The sequence below is a fragment of the Shewanella sp. SM20 genome, assembly GCF_025654545.1.
In the GTDB taxonomy this organism is placed as follows: domain Bacteria; phylum Pseudomonadota; class Gammaproteobacteria; order Enterobacterales; family Shewanellaceae; genus Shewanella; species Shewanella oncorhynchi.
Map to the genome: position 1 here is coordinate 1 of NZ_JAKKRK010000049.1, position 20,437 is coordinate 20,437.

The 20,437-nt window shown below is 46.0% G+C and carries 17 protein-coding genes and 1 pseudogene; 4 read left to right on the forward strand and 14 right to left on the reverse strand.

Annotation, left to right across the window (positions count from 1 at the left end):
* Positions 1-233: pseudogene (locus L5M18_RS17855) on the forward strand (IS4 family transposase); the annotation flags it as partial.
* A 167-nt stretch (positions 234-400) separates the two neighbouring features.
* Positions 401-739 carry a hypothetical protein gene (locus L5M18_RS17860; RefSeq protein ID WP_263198045.1) on the forward strand — a complete coding sequence of 113 codons (339 nt, stop codon included), beginning with the start codon at positions 401-403 and terminating at the stop codon, positions 737-739.
* 227 nt (positions 740-966) lie between these two features.
* On the opposite strand, the gene L5M18_RS17865 is transcribed toward L5M18_RS17860, so the two are convergent.
* The 5 genes from L5M18_RS17865 to L5M18_RS17885 form a co-directional block, all read right to left on the reverse strand.
* The gene (locus tag L5M18_RS17865) at positions 967-1,830 is read right to left on the reverse strand and encodes a Tim44 domain-containing protein (protein WP_198573146.1); all 864 of its coding nucleotides are present in this window, start codon (positions 1,828-1,830) and stop codon (positions 967-969) included.
* Between the two features lie 303 nt (positions 1,831-2,133).
* Positions 2,134-2,460, reverse strand: a complete 327-nt coding sequence (locus L5M18_RS17870) for a hypothetical protein (RefSeq protein WP_147250511.1) — start codon at positions 2,458-2,460, stop codon at positions 2,134-2,136.
* Between the two features lie 687 nt (positions 2,461-3,147).
* On the reverse strand, positions 3,148-3,666 hold the full coding sequence (locus tag L5M18_RS17875) for a DUF4303 domain-containing protein (protein WP_263198046.1): 519 nt from the start codon (positions 3,664-3,666) through the stop codon (positions 3,148-3,150).
* Between the two features lie 47 nt (positions 3,667-3,713).
* Positions 3,714-4,334 carry an imm11 family protein gene (locus L5M18_RS17880; RefSeq protein WP_263198048.1) on the reverse strand — a complete coding sequence of 207 codons (621 nt, stop codon included), beginning with the start codon at positions 4,332-4,334 and terminating at the stop codon, positions 3,714-3,716.
* A 382-nt stretch (positions 4,335-4,716) separates the two neighbouring features.
* Complete coding sequence (locus tag L5M18_RS17885; protein WP_242068409.1) at positions 4,717-4,884, reverse strand: hypothetical protein; 168 nt, start codon at positions 4,882-4,884, stop codon at positions 4,717-4,719.
* 415 nt (positions 4,885-5,299) lie between these two features.
* On the opposite strand from L5M18_RS17885, the gene L5M18_RS17890 reads away from it, so the two are divergent.
* The gene (locus L5M18_RS17890) at positions 5,300-5,881 is read left to right on the forward strand and encodes a hypothetical protein (protein WP_198573262.1); all 582 of its coding nucleotides are present in this window, start codon (positions 5,300-5,302) and stop codon (positions 5,879-5,881) included.
* 170 nt (positions 5,882-6,051) lie between these two features.
* On the opposite strand, the gene L5M18_RS17895 is transcribed toward L5M18_RS17890, so the two are convergent.
* From L5M18_RS17895 to ilvC, 7 genes are all read right to left on the reverse strand, one after another.
* Positions 6,052-6,312 (reverse strand): hypothetical protein, encoded by a 261-nt coding sequence (locus L5M18_RS17895; protein ID WP_198573261.1) that lies wholly within the window; start codon positions 6,310-6,312, stop codon positions 6,052-6,054.
* Position 6,313: 1 nt separating this feature from the next.
* Positions 6,314-7,447 (reverse strand): pyridoxal-phosphate-dependent aminotransferase family protein, encoded by a 1,134-nt coding sequence (locus L5M18_RS17900; RefSeq protein WP_263198065.1) that lies wholly within the window; start codon positions 7,445-7,447, stop codon positions 6,314-6,316.
* Positions 7,448-7,640: 193 nt separating this feature from the next.
* Positions 7,641-9,242 carry a threonine ammonia-lyase, biosynthetic gene (ilvA, locus tag L5M18_RS17905; protein ID WP_263198067.1) on the reverse strand — a complete coding sequence of 534 codons (1,602 nt, stop codon included), beginning with the start codon at positions 9,240-9,242 and terminating at the stop codon, positions 7,641-7,643.
* Between the two features lie 17 nt (positions 9,243-9,259).
* Positions 9,260-11,119 (reverse strand): dihydroxy-acid dehydratase, encoded by a 1,860-nt coding sequence (gene ilvD, locus L5M18_RS17910; protein ID WP_263198053.1) that lies wholly within the window; start codon positions 11,117-11,119, stop codon positions 9,260-9,262.
* Between the two features lie 57 nt (positions 11,120-11,176).
* Positions 11,177-11,434: an acetolactate synthase 2 small subunit gene (gene ilvM, locus L5M18_RS17915; protein WP_006083459.1), complete on the reverse strand. Its 258-nt coding sequence runs from the start codon at positions 11,432-11,434 to the stop codon at positions 11,177-11,179.
* Positions 11,431-13,104, reverse strand: a complete 1,674-nt coding sequence (gene ilvG, locus L5M18_RS17920) for an acetolactate synthase 2 catalytic subunit (protein ID WP_263198055.1) — start codon at positions 13,102-13,104, stop codon at positions 11,431-11,433. Before ilvG ends, ilvM begins: the two co-directional genes overlap by 4 nt.
* 675 nt (positions 13,105-13,779) lie before the next feature.
* Entirely contained in the window at positions 13,780-15,258 is a 1,479-nt protein-coding gene (ilvC, locus tag L5M18_RS17925) for a ketol-acid reductoisomerase (RefSeq protein WP_263198056.1), read from the reverse strand.
* Positions 15,259-15,489: 231 nt separating this feature from the next.
* Here ilvC and ilvY point away from each other — a divergent pair, with 231 nt between their 5' ends.
* Complete coding sequence (gene ilvY, locus L5M18_RS17930; protein WP_105250471.1) at positions 15,490-16,362, forward strand: HTH-type transcriptional activator IlvY; 873 nt, start codon at positions 15,490-15,492, stop codon at positions 16,360-16,362.
* A gap of 193 nt (positions 16,363-16,555) precedes the next feature.
* Here ilvY and L5M18_RS17935 read toward each other — a convergent pair whose 3' ends face one another.
* Together L5M18_RS17935 and L5M18_RS17940 are read right to left on the reverse strand one after the other, a co-directional pair.
* A complete protein-coding gene (locus tag L5M18_RS17935) occupies positions 16,556-17,872 on the reverse strand; it encodes a hemolysin family protein (protein ID WP_105250472.1) in 1,317 nt (438 codons plus the stop codon).
* A gap of 755 nt (positions 17,873-18,627) precedes the next feature.
* The gene (locus L5M18_RS17940) at positions 18,628-20,412 is read right to left on the reverse strand and encodes a GGDEF domain-containing protein (RefSeq protein ID WP_105253010.1); all 1,785 of its coding nucleotides are present in this window, start codon (positions 20,410-20,412) and stop codon (positions 18,628-18,630) included.
* Between the last annotated feature and the right edge of the window lie 25 nt (positions 20,413-20,437).

Genomic DNA, 20,437 nt, shown 5'->3' on the forward strand with positions numbered 1-20,437 from the left:
TGATGGTTCAATGCCTGTTGTGGCTAGTTGGTTTACACGCACAGCAACAGGGCTGGGATAAGCATTTTCAGGCCAATACCATTGGGCATCGAACGGTACTCTCAACGATTCGCTTGGGATTGGAGGTACTCAGGCGGCCTGATTATCAAATCACGGAGAAAGAATTGCTGGCGGCCTGGGTATTATTCGCCAATCAGTTGCTCAAATATGGCTATGCTATGGCTGATTTATGAGGGGATCCTTCAGTATATAATGCCAACCACCTTAAAAAACACATAAGGTATAGCACTTTATTTTTGTATAAGTATAATCAGCCCTCAATAAGAGCAATTTAAATTTATTGCCTTTAAACGTTGCAGATTAATTTTGTAATAGATTTTCATATAAAATGGATTTTATTATGCTAGCGTGGCTCATATTGATATTAATAACGATTGTTCCAGTAAAAATTGGAGCTGAATTATTTGAAGCAGAAAATAAAACTATTATACATTGTGGTTTAGCCGTTTCGATTGGAACAATACTAGCATTTGCAATAGTTATTGCCATCAAAGGATTGTTTGGACTAATTGTGACATATATTGCAATATCAGTAGTTTACAGCAAGATTTTTCAACTATCCTTTGGTAAAGGTTTAACTTTTACATTAGTAGTATTTGTAATTCAATTAGGAATAGTACAAGGTTTAACTGATTTTGGCCTCCACCTTATTTCTCCATATATTAGCACCTCAACTTAACGAAAAATTAGCGCTATAAAATACAATCTATAAATAATAGCCCTCATAGTGAGTAACTTAATTACAACTCGTCACGCAACGACTGTCTAGCCAGTAAAACAGTCAAAGTAATGATAAGCGCTTTTTCAATCAATAACGTTGAACTACTGAGGGAAGGCTGGATTGAAACGAAAGGGGATGTAAACAGCAGCCTTAAGAGATTAAGGCTGCTTTAAACACTGAGCTGATTACTGTTCGATACCCACAATTAACCAAGGTGAATTGGCTTGTGTTACGTTACGCTCTAAATGCCAGATTTCCTTAATGTCCTCTTCTACGCCTTCAACGGTATCGCGATAGCGGCCGCTAAATTTAACACTCACTTCCGCAAGATTTGCATTGTGTGTGGCGCGGACAAGTTCTGCATCCAAAAACATCACTTCTGTGTGCTGATCGCCAACTAACTCGCGACGTTGGTTGCTGAGTTCATTGTAAAGATCAATAGAAACATACTCTTGGATTTTGCTTAAATCGTTTTCATTCCAAGCCAATTGTAGAGTTTTGTAATGACTGCGAGCGCCTTCCAAAAAGCCGGGTAAATCAAAACCCGCGGGTAAATTAAAGGGCACATCACTTGTCGATTGGCCAAAACCATTGCTGCCGCTGTTTGCATTGGTGGCAAAACCTGTTTGTTCAGTCTGTTGACGCTGCATATTCGGATTGGGTTGGCCAGCACCCGCATAGGCTGGTCTTGGCTGCGCACCCGCTTTTGAGGCCATCACAGTACGGACGATTTTGAATAGCACGAATGCCAGCAAACCGATAATCAAAATATCCATGATTTGAATATTTTCAAAACCACCGCCCATAAACAGCGCAGCCAATAAGCCACCTGCTAATAAACCGCCTAACATGCCGCCCATCATACCTTTTTTGCCCTGTGCTCCCGCTGGCGCCGTAGTCGGTGTGTTGGTCGCCGCTGGTTGAGCCGGAGCCGTTTGATGGCTTTTGCCGATAGATTTACTACCGCCGAATTTTTTCGCTTCAACGACTGGGCTAGTAACTAAGCTAACCGCAAAAATCATCGCCAGCATAATAAATAACTTTTTCATTTATAGGATCTTGTTCGTGTAATCTGAGGTGCTGCCATAATAGCGGGATGACATTATATGTCAATTAGCAAAAATCGGAGGCTGCGGAGCGAGGACTTCCTTCTTGCATCAAAACGTTTAATCCAGCTAGCTTAAAATGACTGCACAACTCAATTCACATCGCTACTCCAGTGACACGCCGTAAATATATCCCTATAGGCTCGACGACGGCATCCATGCCGTCAACGGTCACTTCCATATCAATGTGAATTCATTAGCATGGATGAAACAGTTAACCTTTCCCTGTCTTTTCCCCTATCCTGTTCACTCTATCTTTACTGGCAACACGTACCTTCGACTTGCAGATTCGTAAGGGGATGGACAGGTGTAATCAATAACCATCTTAACGGTATAAAAGCTATCATTCGGAGTAAATCCTAAAACTTTAGGAGCTTCATCGGAAAGTGGTAATGTAGTCAAAAATGCAGCAATCTGGTTGTCATTTTTTTCAGCAAAAAAACTGCCAGTTCTAAAAGGACGGCAATCAGAATTAATAACTAAAGGCCCAACAACTTCGATTGACTGACCGATATCACCTTGAGGTTCAATTTTTATAATAAAGCCTAACTCCTTCGCCAATTCAGAAGTCACTATTTCCTCCACTATAGGTGATGATGCAATTGAACTATATGACACTAAAATCAAATAAATTAAACACAATATTCTAATCATCAAAAAATCCTTAGTGATAAATTCAGCGGAGTAATACTCCATATAAAGCAATAACATAATTCGATTTATGTTTTGCTTCAAGCACTATTCATGTATCTACTATGCCACTATCATCCTGTCTTTTTAACTATGTTGCAGTTTATCTTGGGTGGTCTGATTTATGTCTCCTGATTGTTCAACATGGCTCAACTAAGAATGCGTCAAAAGATATGACAATTAGACTCTGTGACGTAAGAAGTGATTAAGCACTGTCATTCCAGTGACGCGCCAACTTTGGTTTAAAAATAAGTCATCCCTGAGGGCTCGACGGCTGCATCTGCTGTATATGGACATACGAATGTCGCGATCACATGGATGTGAATGAGCGGCCATGCCGCCAACGGTCACTTAGATGCCAGTGCTTAATCCCATAAACTGCCGTACATTCTGATAGCCTGAACTACCCAAACCGAAGTCCAGACAGAGGTGACCATCTCAGCAGTCACATCTTTTGAATCAAGATTTAGAATAATCGCCATGAAGAAAAGATGCGTTTTTCCTATATTTTTTCATCTTTTTTAAAAAGAGATTATTTTTCTATTTTTATAGATAAACCTGTACGGTTAATTAGTCAAATCTTAAAATAAATGCCATTAAAATGGGGGCATCGTTTATTAATTTTGCAGAAGAGTTTTCTATTTCCTCAGACTCATCGTCGTCAGTAATTGAAACAAAAAACACTGTCGAATTTAGCTCAATAGGCAGTTCTCTTTTTATTCTGATTAGTACATTTGATAATGTCTTAATTAGTTCATTTTTAAACTTTGCAAAGTTTATTTCTCGAGATGAGTCCTCTCGAAGCATCTTACTTATTTTGGAGAAGGCTCCCGCATTATATCCATCATAAAACCACTCAGATACTGCCCATCTATAGTAATTTTCACACTCTATGCTCTGATCTTCTTCAGCAACGAGAATGCTTTTAAGCTTACCCTCAGAGCTAGCACTTAATGATGCTGACATGGCACTACTGTCAGTGTAAAGAGATACCGCATAGAATGCCTCATCTTTATTTTCTAACAATAACATCTTGATTGTATCGTATGTAATTTCAAAGCATTTTTCTTCTAACTCAATCCAGTCCATTATTCACTCCTTGTACTTAGCTTCAATATTTTCATTTTATGATGCACTCAGCTCCATGCAGAATACTGATAATGTTCATTTATCTCCTTAAAACTCACCCCTGTTAAACCAAGAGCTTCGTACTCATTTTTAAACTGAATAGAACATACAGAAGCCGCTATCTCGTTACAAAAGAATAAATGTTCACGTATATTATTCTTTATTTTAAATTTATCTATAGACTCATAATATGTCTTCTTTAACCCACGTTCCTCTTGCGTGTTCAATTTTCCAGAATCTAAGTCAATCGAGATAGTATAAGTGGACTCATCCTTATCTAAGATAGACAAATAACTTAGTGGAAAAAATAAAAAGTACTTTTTCTGCGGACGAAATCCTCGATGCAAGTTAATATCGACAGGAATACGAATACACTTAACATTTAATTTTTCACACAAGTATAACATTTCATTAGAAACTAAATTTTCATCAACCAAATAATCACCATTCAGTTGATATGTTTTTGCTTTAAGAGAATAAGCATTAAAAAAATCAACCTCACATGGTGGTGAGTCATAAAACTCATAGTCAGGTAGCTCAGGAGTCCAATGTTTATCCATAAAATACGGTATTCCCTTACCATCAGGATCTGATTGCACAATAAAAAATGGCTGTAGATTTATACTCATAATAACTACCCTGTAATAGGTTAAAAGTTTAATGTCCCTAAGAAAGCATTAGCACAAACTTGAATTTATTTTAAACATCGTTTTACTCTGTTGCCAGCAATAATATTCCCTCGCAAGTCAAAAAAGCTTAACGAACCACCATTATTAAATTCTTGGTATTAAATTCTCGGAATGCATAATTATAAATAACAGACTATCAGGTATACCAAGGGTTTAACGGGATTAAGCACTGTCGTGGAAGTGACCATTGGCGGCATGGTCGCCGCCGTAGGGTCTATAGGGACAACTTATTTTTTAAACCAAAGTCGGCGAGTCACTGGAATGAAAGTATTTAATCAATATCCCAGAGTAAAAATACAGCTTTGTTAATAAAACTCACCTATTACAAACACTTCTTATCCGATGAATCATCGGAAGAAAGTGCGCGGCTAATACTGCCGAAGATAGCGGTTAAAGTCCCGATGCCCACATCCATCTGTCGGACATCGCGACTACGACTATCGTCACCACTGACCTCGCGTTGACTCTGATTACCAGCAGTTTCTCGCACAAAATCACAGCTAGCACTGCTCGAATTTGTCGAGGAACAGCCAGTTAATATCAGTATTAACCCAAAGATTGCTAAACGTAAAATCCCTATACGCGCAGTTAATATATTAGTTCTACACCTCTTCAGGGGCACGTAAACAGAGCGTCACATTCTCGCGGCGATTTAAGATAGGTGGCACTATTTACAAATGCTCAACCAAGCAATTAATAAGTAACCTCCCCCCCCCTGTATATCAAGCATAATAAAGCATAACGTGCTAATTTTGCATACATTTGTGAAGTAAAGCTCAGCACTGACACGCCATGAGATGGCTCCACCGGGATACATCGGATACAATTGTTAACAATACAGGGCGGCAGACGTTACCTAGCCCTTTAAACGGACGTTATTTTAACATTTACTATGGAGTATATACGTGAAAAAAGTGCTTTTATTAAGTGGTATTGTTGCGCTATCCGGTTGCGCCTCAAATCAATACTTACACCCCATGAAAGAAGGACCAAGCGCCAAATTGCGACTAGCCTCTGTGCCTAGCAATAATAATTTTATTAACGTCCCAAGCAGAAAAGATTGCATATCTACTGAATTCGACGCTAAAAGCGGGATTGCTACACTTGGTGTAAAAGCGAACTTAATTAGAAGCCTAAGTAGGCTTGATATGCCCGCGTATGATAAAACGCTGGGTGACTCCCATCAAAATGAAGTCTATATCCCCGCAGAAAAGCCTTTTGCCTTCCAATTTAATGGCGTTGGAATTTCGGGATTTGCCCCAGGGCAAACCGATTCAGGGGGAGCCTTGTATTCTTGGTGCCGCAAAATTATCAGCTTTGAACCCAAAATTAATGGCAATTATGAAGCCCTTTACGATTACGTAAAGCTAGCGAGCGGAAAGGAGACCTGTGGAGTAAAACTCTTTGAGATGGTGAAAACTTCAAGAAATGAATACACAAAAGTTGAAGTCGAAAAATATCAAGTAATTGAAAATTATTGTAAATAAACTTTAGTCATTCAAACTGCCCAGTGGAGAGATTAACACAGCGTATGTATGCAAACAGACTGTCAATTTACCGATAGTGTCATCCCTATTCGTGCAGCCCACCTTACCGCGGCTTTGATCATCATCCCCTCACAGCGGGGATGATGAACACTCAAAGATAACTCACAGCGTTACACGCATTTTCCATCCGATGAATCATCGGAAGAAAGTGCTCGACTGATGCCGCCGAAGATGACACTCAAGAAGCCGATACCGACATCTTTTTGTCGCTCATCGGCGCTGCCCATATCGTGGCCACTCGCCTCACGCATACTTTGATTATTGTTTGTTCCGCGCACAAAATCGCAGGACGCATTGCTGGTATTGTTCACCGAACAAGCACTGAGCAAAGCGATCATTAGGCCGCAAAGAGCAAGGCGTAATTTTGGCATATTAGTTCAACACTTCTTCTAATGCCTTGAGGCATAAAGAAACATTCTCACGGCGGGCACCAAAGCCCATTAGACCGATACGCCATGCTTTACCCGCAAGGGCGCCAAGGCCTGCACCGATTTCGAGGTTGTAATCCTTCAGCAAACGAGTGCGCACTGCGGCATCATCCACACCTGCGGGGATATAAACCGTATTCAGCTGCGGTAGGCGATAATCTTCGGCAACCACAAAATTAAGCCCTAACTTTTCCAGCCCAGCACGCAGCACTAAATGCATTTCGTGGTGGCGTTGCCATGCATTCTCTAAGCCTTCGGCCGCTAAAATACGCAGGGATTCATGCAGTGCATAAAGCGCATTCACTGGCGCAGTGTGATGGTAACTACGTTTGCCACCCGCGCTGGTCCAATAGGCCATCACTAAGCTTTGATCGAGGAACCAACTTTGCACTGGGGTCTTGCGATTCTTGAGTTTTTCGACGGCAGCAGGTGAGAAAGACACAGGTGATAAACCCGGTACACAGGAAAGGCACTTTTGACTGCCGGAATAAATAGCATCTATGCCCCATTCATCGACCCTTAACTCGACACCGCCAAGGGAAGTCACCGCATCAACTATGCTCAAACAACCATAGGTTTTGGCTAATGCGCACAGAGTTTTGGCATCGGACAGCGCGCCAGTAGAAGTTTCGGCGTGCACAAAGGCTAAAAACTTGGCATCGGGATTGGCTTTAAGCGCAGCTTCAACCGCAGCAGGGTCGACAGGCGCGCCCCACTCATTGTCCACCAGCACTGCAATGGCGCCCACGCGCTCGACGTTTTGGCGCATACGCTCACCAAACACACCGTTACGACAGACAATAACTTTCTCACCCGGCTCGACTAAGTTAACGAAACAGGTTTCCATACCCGCACTGCCCGGCGCAGATACCGCCATAGTCATTTCGTTTTTAGTTTGGAAGGCGTATTGGATCAGACTCTTAAGCTCATCCATCATGCCGACAAACAGCGGATCTAAGTGGCCGATTGTCGGTCTGGACTGCGCCGCAAGCACTTCGGGATAAACATCCGACGGGCCTGGGCCCATTAAAATACGGCGAGGAGGATTAAAAGCGGTAAAACGCGGTGCTGGTAACATCATGTCTCCTTAATGCGTGTAGGTGTAGGTCGAAGTCTAGTTATTATTCGTTAGCCAATCGTCAGCGACTTAACTGTGGCGCGCTAATCGGCGGCTAGAGTATTAAGTCTACAAAACTACCACAAAAAGGAGCGCCTGTGCGCTCCTCCTTTAGCCTTAGTTATGACTAACATAAGCGTCACATGCAGAATCACTAAGGTTGTAACGCCTTGTTGCCGTTACCCGCATTTAAAAACAGCTGATAGGCAAGACTTTGAGTTTCCTCTTGATAGACAAAGCCCAACTCAGTTAAAAACTGTTGGAACGGCAAAGCATCACTCGCGGGTACTTCAAACCCCGCCAGCACTCGGCCAAAGGCCGCGCCGTGGTTACGATAATGGAACAGACTGATGTTCCATTTGCTCTGCAAGGTCGTTAAAAACTTCAGCAGCGCACCGGGATGTTCAGGAAACTCAAAGCTAAATAAACGCTCCTCTAAAGGCTCTGGTGGATGACCACCGACCATATAACGCACATGCAATTTCGCGGTTTCATCCCCGGATAAATCCTGAACTTCAAAACCATTAGCCTCTAAGGTGGCAATGATTTGTTCTAGCTCGCCTTGACCTCGGCTTAAGCGAATGCCGGCAAACACGACGGCAAGATCGCGACTGCTGAAACGATAGTTGAACTCTGTCATCACCCGCTTATCGAGTAACTCACAGAATGTTAAGAAACTTCCCGGACGCTCAGGGACTTTCACCGCCAGTACAGCTTCTTTCTGCTCGCCAAGCTCACAGCGTTCAGACACATAACGCAGACTGTGAAAATTCACATTCGCGCCACTTAAAATCGCCGCGACTTTCTCACCATTGCCGCAATCACCATTGGCATTAGCGCTGACATATTTTTTAAGCCCAGCTAAGGACAAAGCCCCAGCGGGTTCGGCGATCGCACGGGTGTCCTCAAAGATATCTTTTACCGCGGCGCAGATTTCATCCGAGGTCACAGTGACCACTTCATCGACATACAGTTTTGCGACTCGAAACGGCTCAGTACCGATACGCTTCACCGCCACACCGTCGGCAAATAAACCGACTTGCGCCAGTGTCACCGGCTCGCCCGCTTCCATCGCAGCCTTTAAACAGGCGGCATCTTCTGGCTCGACGCCGACAATTTTCACCTGCGGCATCACCGCCTTGTAATAGGCTGCGATACCCGCGATTAGCCCGCCGCCGCCCACGGGCACAAATACCACTTCAAGATCGCGCTGCTGCTGCAACATCTCTTGGGCGATAGTGCCTTGGCCTGCGATCACGGCTTCATCATCAAAGGGCGCGATATAGACTCGGCCCTCTTCTTTGGCCATCGCCATCGCAAAGCCATTGGCTTGATCGAAGGCTTGGCCGTGCAATACCACGTTGCCACCTAAACGGCGCACCGCATCGACTTTAATATCGGGCGTCGTCTCAGGCATCACAATCACAGCATCCACACCACGACTCGCCGCAGACATAGCCACTCCCTGAGCATGATTGCCTGCCGAAGCACATACCACACCGCGCTGACATTCTTCTTTCGTCAGTTGGGCGATACGGTTATAGGCACCGCGTAACTTGAAGGAATGCACTGGCTGCATATCTTCGCGCTTCAAAAATACCTGACAACCTAAACGCGCCGACAACTTGTTCATGCTGGAAAGCGGCGTCACTTTCGCTATGTCATACACAGATGACAACAGGATTTTTTGCAGATAGCTTTGTGCCAACTGAAAATGGGCTAAATCCGCCTGAGTTTGCGATGCCAGTGGCAACATAGATGCAGTAAACATAATTAGTCCTCCAGTTTACTGCGATCGCGCACCGCGCCCTTGTCGGCACTGGTGGCGAGCATGGCGTAGGCCTTAAGTGCGAGTGACACATAACGCTGGCGACCAATAGGTTTCCACGCCATTGGGCCAAGACTGTGCATTTTTTCACGGCGAGCATTGAGTTCAGCATCGCTTAACGCCAGCTTGATACTGCGCTTTGGTATATCAATTTCGATGCGATCGCCATTTTCAATTAAGGCGATTGTGCCGCCAGCGGCCGCTTCTGGTGAGACGTGGCCGATAGATAAACCTGAAGTGCCACCGGAGAAACGACCGTCGGTGATCAGCGCGCAGGCCTTGCCTAGCCCGCGTGATTTTAAGTAACTGGTTGGGTACAACATTTCTTGCATACCCGGGCCGCCTTTCGGGCCTTCATAACGAATAACCACCACATCACCCGCCACCACTTCACCGCCTAAAATACCCGCCACTGCGTCATCTTGGCTTTCATAGACACGAGCAGAGCCGATGAAGGTCAGATTAGATTCATCCACGCCCGCCGTTTTAACGATACAGCCGTTTTCGGCAACATTGCCCGACAATACGGCAAGCCCGCCCTCTTGGCTGAAGGCAAACTCGCGGCTACGGATACAGCCTTCTTGTCTGTCATTATCCAGTGACGGCCAGCGACAATCTTGGCTAAAGGCTTTAGTGGTCGGAATGCCCGCAGGCCCCGCCATAAAGAAGTGTTTTACTTTTTCATCTTCCGTCTGCATCACATCGTATTTCGCCAATACAGACTTCAAATTGCCACCTTCATCGGCCGCCACATGGAACACATCGGTATGCAGTAATCCGGCTCTGTCTAGCTCACCTAAAATCCCCATCACGCCGCCCGCACGGTGCACGTCTTCCATATGGTATTTAGGCGTCGATGGCGCAACCTTACAAAGGTGCGGCACAAGGCGCGACATACGGTCAATATCCGCCATGGTAAAATCAACATCGGCTTCCTGCGCGGCGGCCAATAAGTGCAATACGGTATTAGATGAACCGCCCATGGCGATATCTAAGGTCATGGCATTTTCAAAGGCTTTGAAGTTCGCGATATTACGTGGCAATGCCGATTCATCATCTTGATGATAATAACGTTTTGCCAACGCCATCACGCGGCGACCCGCTTCCAAAAACAGCTCGCGGCGATCCGCGTGGGTTGCTAGCATAGAACCGTTACCCGGCAGCGATAACCCTAGTGCTTCGGTTAAACAGTTCATTGAGTTGGCGGTAAACATGCCAGAGCAAGAGCCACAGGTTGGGCACGCGCTACGCTCAATTTTGGCACTGTCTTCATCGCTCACGTTCGAATCGGCGCCCGCTATCATAGCATCGACTAAGTCGAGCTTGATGAGTTTATCCGACAGCTTAGTTTTACCCGCTTCCATCGGTCCGCCAGACACAAACACGACGGGAATATTGAGACGCAGCGCCGCCATCAACATGCCAGGGGTGATCTTGTCGCAGTTGGAGATACACACTAAAGCATCGGCGCAGTGGGCATTAACCATGTATTCCACACTGTCGGCGATAAGCTCGCGCGATGGCAGGCTATAGAGCATGCCACCGTGGCCCATGGCGATACCGTCATCGACTGCGATCGTATTGAATTCTTTGGCGATACCGCCCGCTTCTTCGATGGCGCTCGCCACCAGTGAGCCCATGTCTTTTAAGTGCACATGACCCGGTACAAACTGAGTAAAGGAGTTAGCAATGGCGATAATTGGCTTACCAAAATCATTGTCTTTCACCCCTGTGGCGCGCCATAGCGCACGGGCACCCGCCATATTGCGGCCTTCGGTACTGGTAGCTGAACGTAACTTTGGCATTGACTGTATCCTTTATCTCAAATCGAAAATCGTATTCTTAATTCACAGGGCGAATGCTTAAGCATTCGCCGTTTGTTGCAAGCTCAGCGGTAACAATACCTTACACTGGGTCACATCAATCAGTTTATTCAGCTGATTACTTAACAGTTCGATGGCACGTTCGCTATCGACCTCCATATCCAGCGACAGGCTAGCGTCGTCATTCATACGCATCTGCATTTGGGTAATCGTAAAGCCGCGATGGCGAGTCACGCGCAAAACACGCTCAAGCACTTCGGGGCGTTGTTGAACCGTTAATTCCAGAGAGTGGATCATGTTTGTTTCTCCATTTCGTCCATCATATCGCTGTTTGATGCGCCGGGGGGCACCAGTGGCCAAACGTTAAAAGCATCGTCGATTGCAACGTGTAACAAATACGGGCCCTTAGCCGCTAACATTTCGGTTAAGGCTTCTTCCACTTCGTCGGAAGAAAAAATAGTGCGGCCGGGAATATCAAAAGCAGAGGCCAATAAGACAAAATCAGGGTTATCGGATAAATCCGTTTCACTGTAGCGCTCTTCAAAAAATAGCTGTTGCCACTGCTTCACCATGCCAAGCTTTTGGTTATCAACCAGCACGATTTTCACCGGCAGCTTACGGCGTTTAATGGTAGTCAGCTCCTGCACATTCATCATAAAAGAACCATCACCAGAGACAGTCACCACAGTCGCATCGGGACGGGCCACTTGCGCACCAATCGCGGCGGGTAAGCCAAAGCCCATAGTGCCTAAGCCCGCGCTGGACAGGTGATCCTCTGGACGGCGGAACCACATATGCTGGGCCACCCACATTTGGTGCTGGCCCACATCGCAACAAACAACATTGTCCTCGGGTAACTTATTGGCTAAACGGCGCAGCAGCGCAGGGGCGTAAATCAAACTGCCGGGGTGTTGATAATCCCATTGATGCTTACGGGATAAATGCTCCACCTCGGCCTGCCAAGGCGTGATGTTCATCGACATGGCTAAGGCAGGCAAGATTTGACGTAAGTCACCGGCTATCGCCACCTCTGGCATACGTAACTTGCCCAGCTCAGCGGCGTCTATGTCTAAATGGATCACTTTGGCCTTGTCGGCGAAGCTCGCTAAACGGCCAGTGACTCTGTCATCGAAACGGGCGCCAACCACGATCAGCAAATCACAATCCTGTACCGCTAAGTTAGCCGCCTTGCCACCATGCATGCCTAACATGCCTAAGTAACCTGGCGTGCCGTGGGCGATACTGCCCAGCCCCTTCAAGGTCGCGACTGAAGGTATGCCCGTTACTTTGATAAACTCACGCAGTTGATCGACCGCGCCCGCCATGCCCACACCACCGCCGACATACAACATAGGTTGTTTCGCTTCAGCCAGCAGCGCACGGGCGGCCTCGATATCACTCATATCGGCTTGGGGTTCGTTCATGACGGCCAGCAAAGGTGTACGGTATTCGAGGTGAGCGAGTTGGATATCCTTCGGGATATCGACCAACACAGGGCCAGGGCGGCCGGATGCGGCGATCTCAAAAGCTTGATACAAGGTTGGGATCAGGTCGTTGATATTTGTCACCATAAAGCTGTGCTTAGTACAACTCAGTGACATGCCCAGCACATCGATTTCTTGAAACGCATCAGTGCCGATAACGGCGGTAGAGACTTGGCCCGTAATGGCCACGATAGGCACTGAATCTAACAGCGCGTCGGCTAAGGAAGTGATCAGGTTAGTCGCGCCTGGGCCTGAGGTCGCAAAGCACACGCCGGTTTTACCGCTGGCTCTTGCGTATCCTACGGCCGCAAAGGCGGCGCCTTGTTCGTGACGGCTGAGCAGATGTTCAACAGAGCTTCCATAGAGGGCATCGTATATTGGCATAATGGCACCACCTGGGTAACCAAACACTGTGGTGACTCCATGTGCTGCTAACACTTTGATTACCGCGTCTGCGCCTCTGATCATCTGCCCTGGTTCCATATTCTCTCTCGCTACGTTAGTCCTGAATTGCCGAAAATCGACGCTAATTTTTTACTCTTTCGAAGCTTAGAACCTTACTCTAGGCCCTGAAACGAAGAACCCCCCGGTCCTTTCGGAGCGGGGGGTTCTTTCGAAACTTTTAACCTTTTAGGTCTATCAGTTCGCCATGCGCCGCCCCCGCTGTGATTTAATAATCACGACGGTAATAATCACGAGAATGAGCTTGGCAGCTTGGTTAAACATCAATATGGATTCCTAATCGGTGTTTCTAAAATTGGGATATTGCATGAAAGTTAGTATCGCTTTGGGCTTTGCCCTAGCGCGAGCTATTAGCTTTACCATAAAGCAACGGCCAAACACAATAAAAAATATCTTTTGTCAAAAAAAATTCAGCTTCCCTGCCGAGACAATGCAAAACAACAAAGTAAAACGTTAACTGTTGAGCCTCAGTCGGCGCGATTCACCTACTGAACGATAGACTCACTAACTGTGTCGTTTTTGCCCGCTCGACAACCCACTGAACAGGAAAAAATTTGTTTCTCACTAACTGATTTATCACTAAGCAAGCTCAAGATGCGCGTTTCACTATCTTGAGCTTGCTTGGGAACTGAGCTGAGACCCAAGTCCTTTGAGTATCAACCCTCTCCCCCAATGCTGGGCTTAACTCACTATCACTTAAGCCTCAACAATGCTCTTCATATCTGTCATGTAACCGCGAAGCTCAGCGCCAACATATTCCACTGCCGTTTCACGAATCGCTTCGTTAACAGCGATGAGCGTTAGGTTGTCGACACCGGTTGCGCTGTCTTTCAGACCAGCACCTAAATACTCAGATGACATGGCATTAACGTAGTCGCGCAGCATAGGTACGGCGGCGTGATTAAACAGGTAGCAACCGTATTCGGCTGTGTCTGAAATCACTACGTTCATTTCGTACAAACGCTTACGAGCAATCGTGTTAGCGATCAGTGGGGTTTCGTGCAGTGACTCGTAATAAGCCGACTCTTCCACAATACCCGCAGACACCATGGTATCGAACGCCAGTTCCACACCCGCTTTGATCATAGCGACAAGGAAAATACCTTTGTCGAAATAGGTTTGTTCGTCGATATGCTCGCTCGATACGGGCGCATTTTCGAAACCTGTTTCGCCAGTTTCGGCTCTCCAACGCAGTAAGTTCGCATCATCGTTTGCCCAGTCTTCCATCATAGTGCGTGAGAATTCGCCGCTGATGATGTCATCCATGTGCTTTTCAAATAATGGTTGCAGAATTTCTTTTAAATCTTCTGCAATTTCAAATGCTTTAATCTTGGCTGGATTAGATAAACGGTCCATCATGTTAGTGATGCCGCCGTGTTTCAGCGCTTCAGTGACCGTTTCCCAACCTTGCTGGATAAGCTTGGCCGCATAGCCTGGCTCAACGCCATCGGCGATCATTTTCTCGTAACCTAAGATGGCCCCCGTCTGCAACATACCGCACAGAATGGTTTGCTCGCCCATCAGATCCGACTTCACTTCGGCGATGAAAGACGACAGTAACACACCGGCCCTGTCGCCACCCGTTGCGCTAGCGTAGGCTTTAGCAATCTCTAAACCGTCACCGTTTGGATCGTTTTCTGGGTGAACCGCGATAAGGGTAGGCACACCAAAACCACGTTTGTATTCTTCACGCACTTCAGTACCTGGGCACTTAGGCGCAACCATCACCACAGTGATGTCGGAACGAACTTGCATACCCTCTTCAACGATGTTGAAGCCGTGTGAGTAAGACAAGGTTGAGCCTTGCTTCATCAGTGGCATAACCGCGTTAACCACGTTTGAATGCTGTTTGTCCGGCGTCAGATTAAGGACCAGATCCGCCGCGGGGATTAATTCTTCAAAGGTACCGACACGGAAACCGTTATCGGTTGCTTTTTGCCATGAGGCACGTTTCTGTTCAATCGCTTCAGGACGCAGGGCAAAAGAGATATTCAGACCCGAATCACGCATGTTCAAGCCTTGGTTAAGACCTTGAGCACCACAACCTAAAATAACAATATTCCAATCTTTGATGTAGTTACAGCCGTCGCTAAACTCAGAACGAACCATGAAACGACATTGGCCAAGCTGTGCTAATTGTTGACGTAAATTCAGAGAGTTAAAATAGTTAGCCATCTGATATACCACCTATAAGTCAGAAATTTTGGACGCAACCAAACTAACATAATGTTACGACTTGGTTGTGATTGAAATCACTATAACCCATGCTTATCATTGCTTAAAATGATATATTCGGAACTTCATATTGCATTATTCGCAACGTCAGCCGCAATAACGCTCAGTAACACTGGCAGCAACATCGGCGGCAATATGCAGCACTCAAGCTCAGGCTAAACAGGATAAGTTATGGATATTCGTACCCTCAAATTGTACCTGCACTTATGTGACAGTTTGCACTTCGCCAAGACCGCGGAGCAGATGCATGTGAGCCCATCGACCTTAAGCCGAGCCCTGCAAAGATTAGAAGAAGAAGTGAACGCTAAGCTGTTAGAGCGGGATAATCGCAGCGTGACCTTAACCCACGCGGGACACGAGTTTAAGCGATTCGCCGAGCAGACCTTGAACCATTGGAGCACACTCAAGCACAGTATCGATCTCAAGCAGGACGTGCTGCGCGGTCGGTTAAATCTGTATTGCTCGGTCACTGCCGCCTACAGTCATTTACCGGGTTTATTGGATCTATTCCGCCAAGAGCATCCCTTCGTCGAAATCGCCTTAACCACGGGAGATGCAGCGAACGCACTGGCCGAAGTGCAGCAGAATCGCGCCGATATCGCCATCGCTGCCCTGCCCGATCCTTTCCCCAGCAGCTTACACTTTGCCAAAATCGACGATGTGCCGCTGTCGATTATCGCACCGACGATCCGCTGTGCAGTACAGCAACAAGTTAGCCAAACGCCCATCGATTGGTCGAGCGTACCCTTTATCATCCCAGATCACGGCCCAGGACGGCGCCGCGCCGATAACTGGTTCAAACAAATGGGCATCAGCCCTAATATTTACGCCCAAGTCTCGGGACAGGAAGCGATCGCCTCTATGGTAGCGTTAGGTTGCGGCGTGAGCATGAGCCCCGAAGTGGTGATCAATAATAGCCCAGTGCGAGATCGCATTCAGCTACTCTCGTCGCCGGTTGCTATTCCACCGTTCGAGTTAGGTTGCTGCTGCAAAGTGAAACGACTTGATGATCCCATCGTTAATGCGTTTTTGGATGTGATTTAAACGGGGAAAGTAATACAAAATAAAAGTGCGAGTGAAGAGTTTCAACGAGATAGAAAACCGAAACGGCTCTCAAAAAGCTAAAAACTTAGCTAAAGAGAACCGCTTCACTATCGAACAGTTGCTATCAAATTGGTGCTAACAAACTATTGCCACAGGATTTCTATCGCAAGGCAATCAACACAAGATGACAGGATTACACATCCGGCGAGTTGAGCTTATCAATAGGATCGATACGAGTCACCAATAGCTGATCGACCTTGTACGAATCGATATCGACCACCTCAAATTTATAGCCCGCATAGTTCACGAAATCCGTACGCTTAGGGATTTTACGCAGCATATACATCATAAAACCAGCAATGGTTTCGTAGTTCTGATTATGCGGAAACTCCTCAATACCAAAGGCGCGCATTACGTCGGTAATAGGCGTCACACCGTCGACTAACCAAGAGTTGCTATCACGGGCGATGATCTGCTCTTCGCTCTCGTGCAATGACCAAGCCCCCATTACGGCGCGCTGTAGATCGTTAGTAGTCACAATCCCCACCACTAAGGCGTATTCGTTCATTACCACGGCAAAATCGGCGCGACTATTTTTAAAGTATTCCATCGCTTCTGACAGGCTCAGCGTATCGGGAATGATCAGCGAAGTATGGATTAAGTTACTGCCTTTTAAGATGATATTCTCACCGTTGATCACACGGATCAGCAATTCTTTCGCATCCACGAAGCCTTTGATCATATCCAACTGACCATCGCAGACGAGGAACTTAGTATGGGGATCTTCAGAAATTTTACGCTTGATATCTTCTTCACTGTCTTGCAGTAAAAAGTACACTAAGCTTTCACGGGCCGTCATGGCCGAAGTTACAGAAACGGTTTGCATTTCAAACACATTTTCCATCATCTGTTGCTCACCGCGATCTAGCACCCCAGCTTCGGCACCCGCATTCATGACGGCATAAATGTCGTCGGAGGTGATGGCATCGTTACGCACGGTTGGGATCTGCAGCAGTTTAAAGATACCACTCGCCATGCCGTTGAAAAACCACACTAATGGGCGTAATAGCACAATACAGAAAGACATAGGCCCGACAACGGCTAAAGCGACAGGCTCAGGCATCGCCATGGCAATGCGTTTTGGCATTAAATCGGCGACTAAAATAAAGGCGCTGGTTACCGTTATGAAGGATAAAACAAAGCTCAATTGGCTCAGCCAAGGCTCGGCAACTAAAGGGGAAAGCAACTGATAGAAGTAAGGCCGAAATGCCGACTCACCCACAATACCGCCCATGATGGCAACGGCATTAAGACCAATTTGTACTACCGTAAAAAAGCTACCGGGAACGGCTTGTAACTGCAGCACTTTTTCTGCTCGTGCATCGCCCTCATCGGCTAACTGACGTAAACGAATTTTACGTGAAGCGGCAAGTGCAATTTCTGACATAGAGAAAAAACAACTCGCGCCGATTAGACACAATATAATCATCACGTTATCAAAGAGACTCATGTAACACCTTTCATTTAACACTGGACTAACTAGGACCAACCCGCGCTTTATTGCTCGCGAGTCAGTTGAATTCATTGTATTTGAGCAAAGTTTGCTTTGTCTGGTCGCTGCCCAACAAGATTGTATTGACCACTTTCACCCCTGAGATGAATGAGCGCTTAGATGACAATCCTTAGGGTGCACTCAGTATATCTGCAAATTCACGAGTTATGCGTGACTCCGCTCTCGCAGCCCACGCATAGCGCTAATGCACTTGCATCATTTAAGTAATGTTTTATGTCAAAGAGACTGAATATACAGCATTTAATTATTTTACTCGACTCGATGGCATTAGACATCCGAGCGCGGTGGCTTTGATATTGAGCTGCTAGAACGTACATTTAAGCCAATAGAATTGACTATGCAGTCGTGGCTTTGCTTAGTTGCGTTACGTAAAATACGTCCAGAATGGCAGCATGGATGTCACTCAGAGTGCATCGCTAAATCGACAATAGGCGACAGATTATATCTCATCTGCCGCCTAATATTACCTCACCTTGAGTAATTTTTATCTTAGCGACTTATCTACCGCTATGTTTCATATAAATGTTATCAATTAGTTAGCATGATTGAGGGCGTCTGTGGCGTAGTGATGCAAACCGAATATGTCTCCAATTTTGCAGCATAGAGCCTAGACTCTTGAAGCTCAGTAGCCAATCCAGCAACGCGTTGGGATATCTTGGCGAAAGAGTAACATCACCTTCAACCGGCTCCCATTAAATCACTTCAACCTCGACTCTATTGCGACCTTTATCCTTAGCGCGATAGAGGCAAACATCGGCGCGGCGTAATACGTCGGCCATCTTAAACCCCGAGATCTTATCTAATGGCAAAAACACGCTGCCAATACTGATCGTCACCACAGCCAAGGGAGATACTTGATGGGGAATATTGAGTTGCTCAACGAGATAACACAGTTGCGTAGCAATAGCCGTTAACTGTGCTGGCGTGACCTGCTCGACGACCAAAGCAAACTCTTCACCACCAATGCGAGCCAATAGAGCATTGTGCGGCAGGATATCGCACTGTGCTAAGGCATCAGCCACCCGTTTAAGCACAGTATCGCCTTCAAGATGACCATAAGTGTCGTTGTAGGATTTGAAATAATCGATATCTAACATTAACAATCCCGCTGGAGTGTTAGCTTGTAGCACAGTAGCTAATCTTTCAGTAAAGGGTCGTCTATTAGCTAAGCCAGTTAATTCATCGGTTTCAGCCATCACCTTTAATTGGCTATTCGCGGCAACCAGCGCTTGTTGTAGCACTATCATCTGACGCTCTTTCTGTTCGCGTAGCAGTAACTCGTTCAATGCGGAGGCGAATTGGGTCAGCATATTCTTTTTCTGGGCGTTCCAATTTAATGGCCGCGACACAGTCGACAGCGAGAGCAATCCCAATAACTCCCCAGCATTTTTAATCGCAAAGGCGGCAATCGAACATATCCCCACGGATTTCATTACCTCATATTCCTGTGGTGAAAAAGCCTTTAACGCCTCAAGATCCTCAATCACTAAGGTCGATTCCGTCTCGAATTTTTTAGCCAGTTGAGCAATATTATCTACCGAAATCACTTGGACCTTATTTGCGTGTAAGTCACTGGTCCAAAAGCTGCGGTAATAGGCATGCTGCTGATTGAATTCGAGAAGACTCACCCTTTCAACATCAAATAACTGACCTATTTTGTGGCATACCTCAGTTAAGGTTTTATCCACATTGCAGGTATCTATACTCAAAAATTGCAACGAAATCTCAGCCAACAATTGATTCGACTGCGACTGCCAATCTAATTCTTTAGTTCGTTCTTTGACTAAGTCAGACAATAAATGCTGCTGTTGTTGCAGTGCACGTTGCTGACGTTTATTGATGGCTAAATCATTACGTATCCTTTGATACATACCCTTAAGTGACAATGCCACATGGGCTATTTCATCGGGTCTTGCGGTTACCGTCTCGGGCACAGATAACTTTTTTAACGAGTTAAGATTGATTTTATTAGTGAAATCCTCCAGTGCCGACAATCTATCTGTCACCATGAGTCGCACTAAGGTCAAAATCAAATAAATCATCAATAGGGTCTTTAACCCATTACCGAGCACGATAAAAATCAACTGCCGCCACAGCTCGTAGTAAAGCCGATTGGTATCTAACCCTACGGTCAAAGTCGCTATCGACTGCTCTTGATAGGTCACAGGATAGTGAAATAGAGTTTGCGACTCATCATCGGTTAACAAAGGTTTACCCAGATGCATAGTGACGCCATCGATACTGTCTAAATGTACACTCGACACTAATGGCATCATCCCCAGTCCAGAGAGCAAATCCGATAACAAGCTACGGTCGACGTCCCACAGTGACTTAGCCACGCTTGGCAAAATAGATTCTGAATACTCGCGGATATCCGAAGTCGCATTATCGATACTATCCTGATAGTTCCAAATCAACTGAACCAGCATAGTTAACACAGCAAAAAACGAGCTCACCCCAATAATAATCAGCGTCATCTTGTGGCTAATAGAATGATTACGA

Excerpts from the sequence above, each read along its gene's own strand:
- ilvY (WP_105250471.1), top strand. The coding sequence starts at position 15,490 with ATGGATATTCGTACCCTCAAATTGTACCTGCACTTATGTGACAGTTTG.
- L5M18_RS17880 (WP_263198048.1), bottom strand. The coding sequence starts at position 4,334 with ATGAGTATAAATCTACAGCCATTTTTTATTGTGCAATCAGATCCTGAT.
- L5M18_RS17860 (WP_263198045.1), top strand. The coding sequence starts at position 401 with ATGCTAGCGTGGCTCATATTGATATTAATAACGATTGTTCCAGTAAAA.
- ilvM (WP_006083459.1), bottom strand. The coding sequence starts at position 11,434 with ATGATCCACTCTCTGGAATTAACGGTTCAACAACGCCCCGAAGTGCTT.
- L5M18_RS17900 (WP_263198065.1), bottom strand. The coding sequence starts at position 7,447 with ATGTTACCAGCACCGCGTTTTACCGCTTTTAATCCTCCTCGCCGTATT.
- ilvD (WP_263198053.1), bottom strand. The coding sequence starts at position 11,119 with ATGCCAAAGTTACGTTCAGCTACCAGTACCGAAGGCCGCAATATGGCG.
- L5M18_RS17940 (WP_105253010.1), bottom strand. The coding sequence starts at position 20,412 with ATGACGCTGATTATTATTGGGGTGAGCTCGTTTTTTGCTGTGTTAACT.
- ilvA (WP_263198067.1), bottom strand. The coding sequence starts at position 9,242 with ATGTTGCCACTGGCATCGCAAACTCAGGCGGATTTAGCCCATTTTCAG.
- ilvC (WP_263198056.1), bottom strand. The coding sequence starts at position 15,258 with ATGGCTAACTATTTTAACTCTCTGAATTTACGTCAACAATTAGCACAG.
- ilvG (WP_263198055.1), bottom strand. The coding sequence starts at position 13,104 with ATGGAACCAGGGCAGATGATCAGAGGCGCAGACGCGGTAATCAAAGTG.
- L5M18_RS17935 (WP_105250472.1), bottom strand. The coding sequence starts at position 17,872 with ATGAGTCTCTTTGATAACGTGATGATTATATTGTGTCTAATCGGCGCG.
- L5M18_RS17895 (WP_198573261.1), bottom strand. The coding sequence starts at position 6,312 with ATGCCAAAATTACGCCTTGCTCTTTGCGGCCTAATGATCGCTTTGCTC.
- L5M18_RS17875 (WP_263198046.1), bottom strand. The coding sequence starts at position 3,666 with ATGGACTGGATTGAGTTAGAAGAAAAATGCTTTGAAATTACATACGAT.
- L5M18_RS17865 (WP_198573146.1), bottom strand. The coding sequence starts at position 1,830 with ATGAAAAAGTTATTTATTATGCTGGCGATGATTTTTGCGGTTAGCTTA.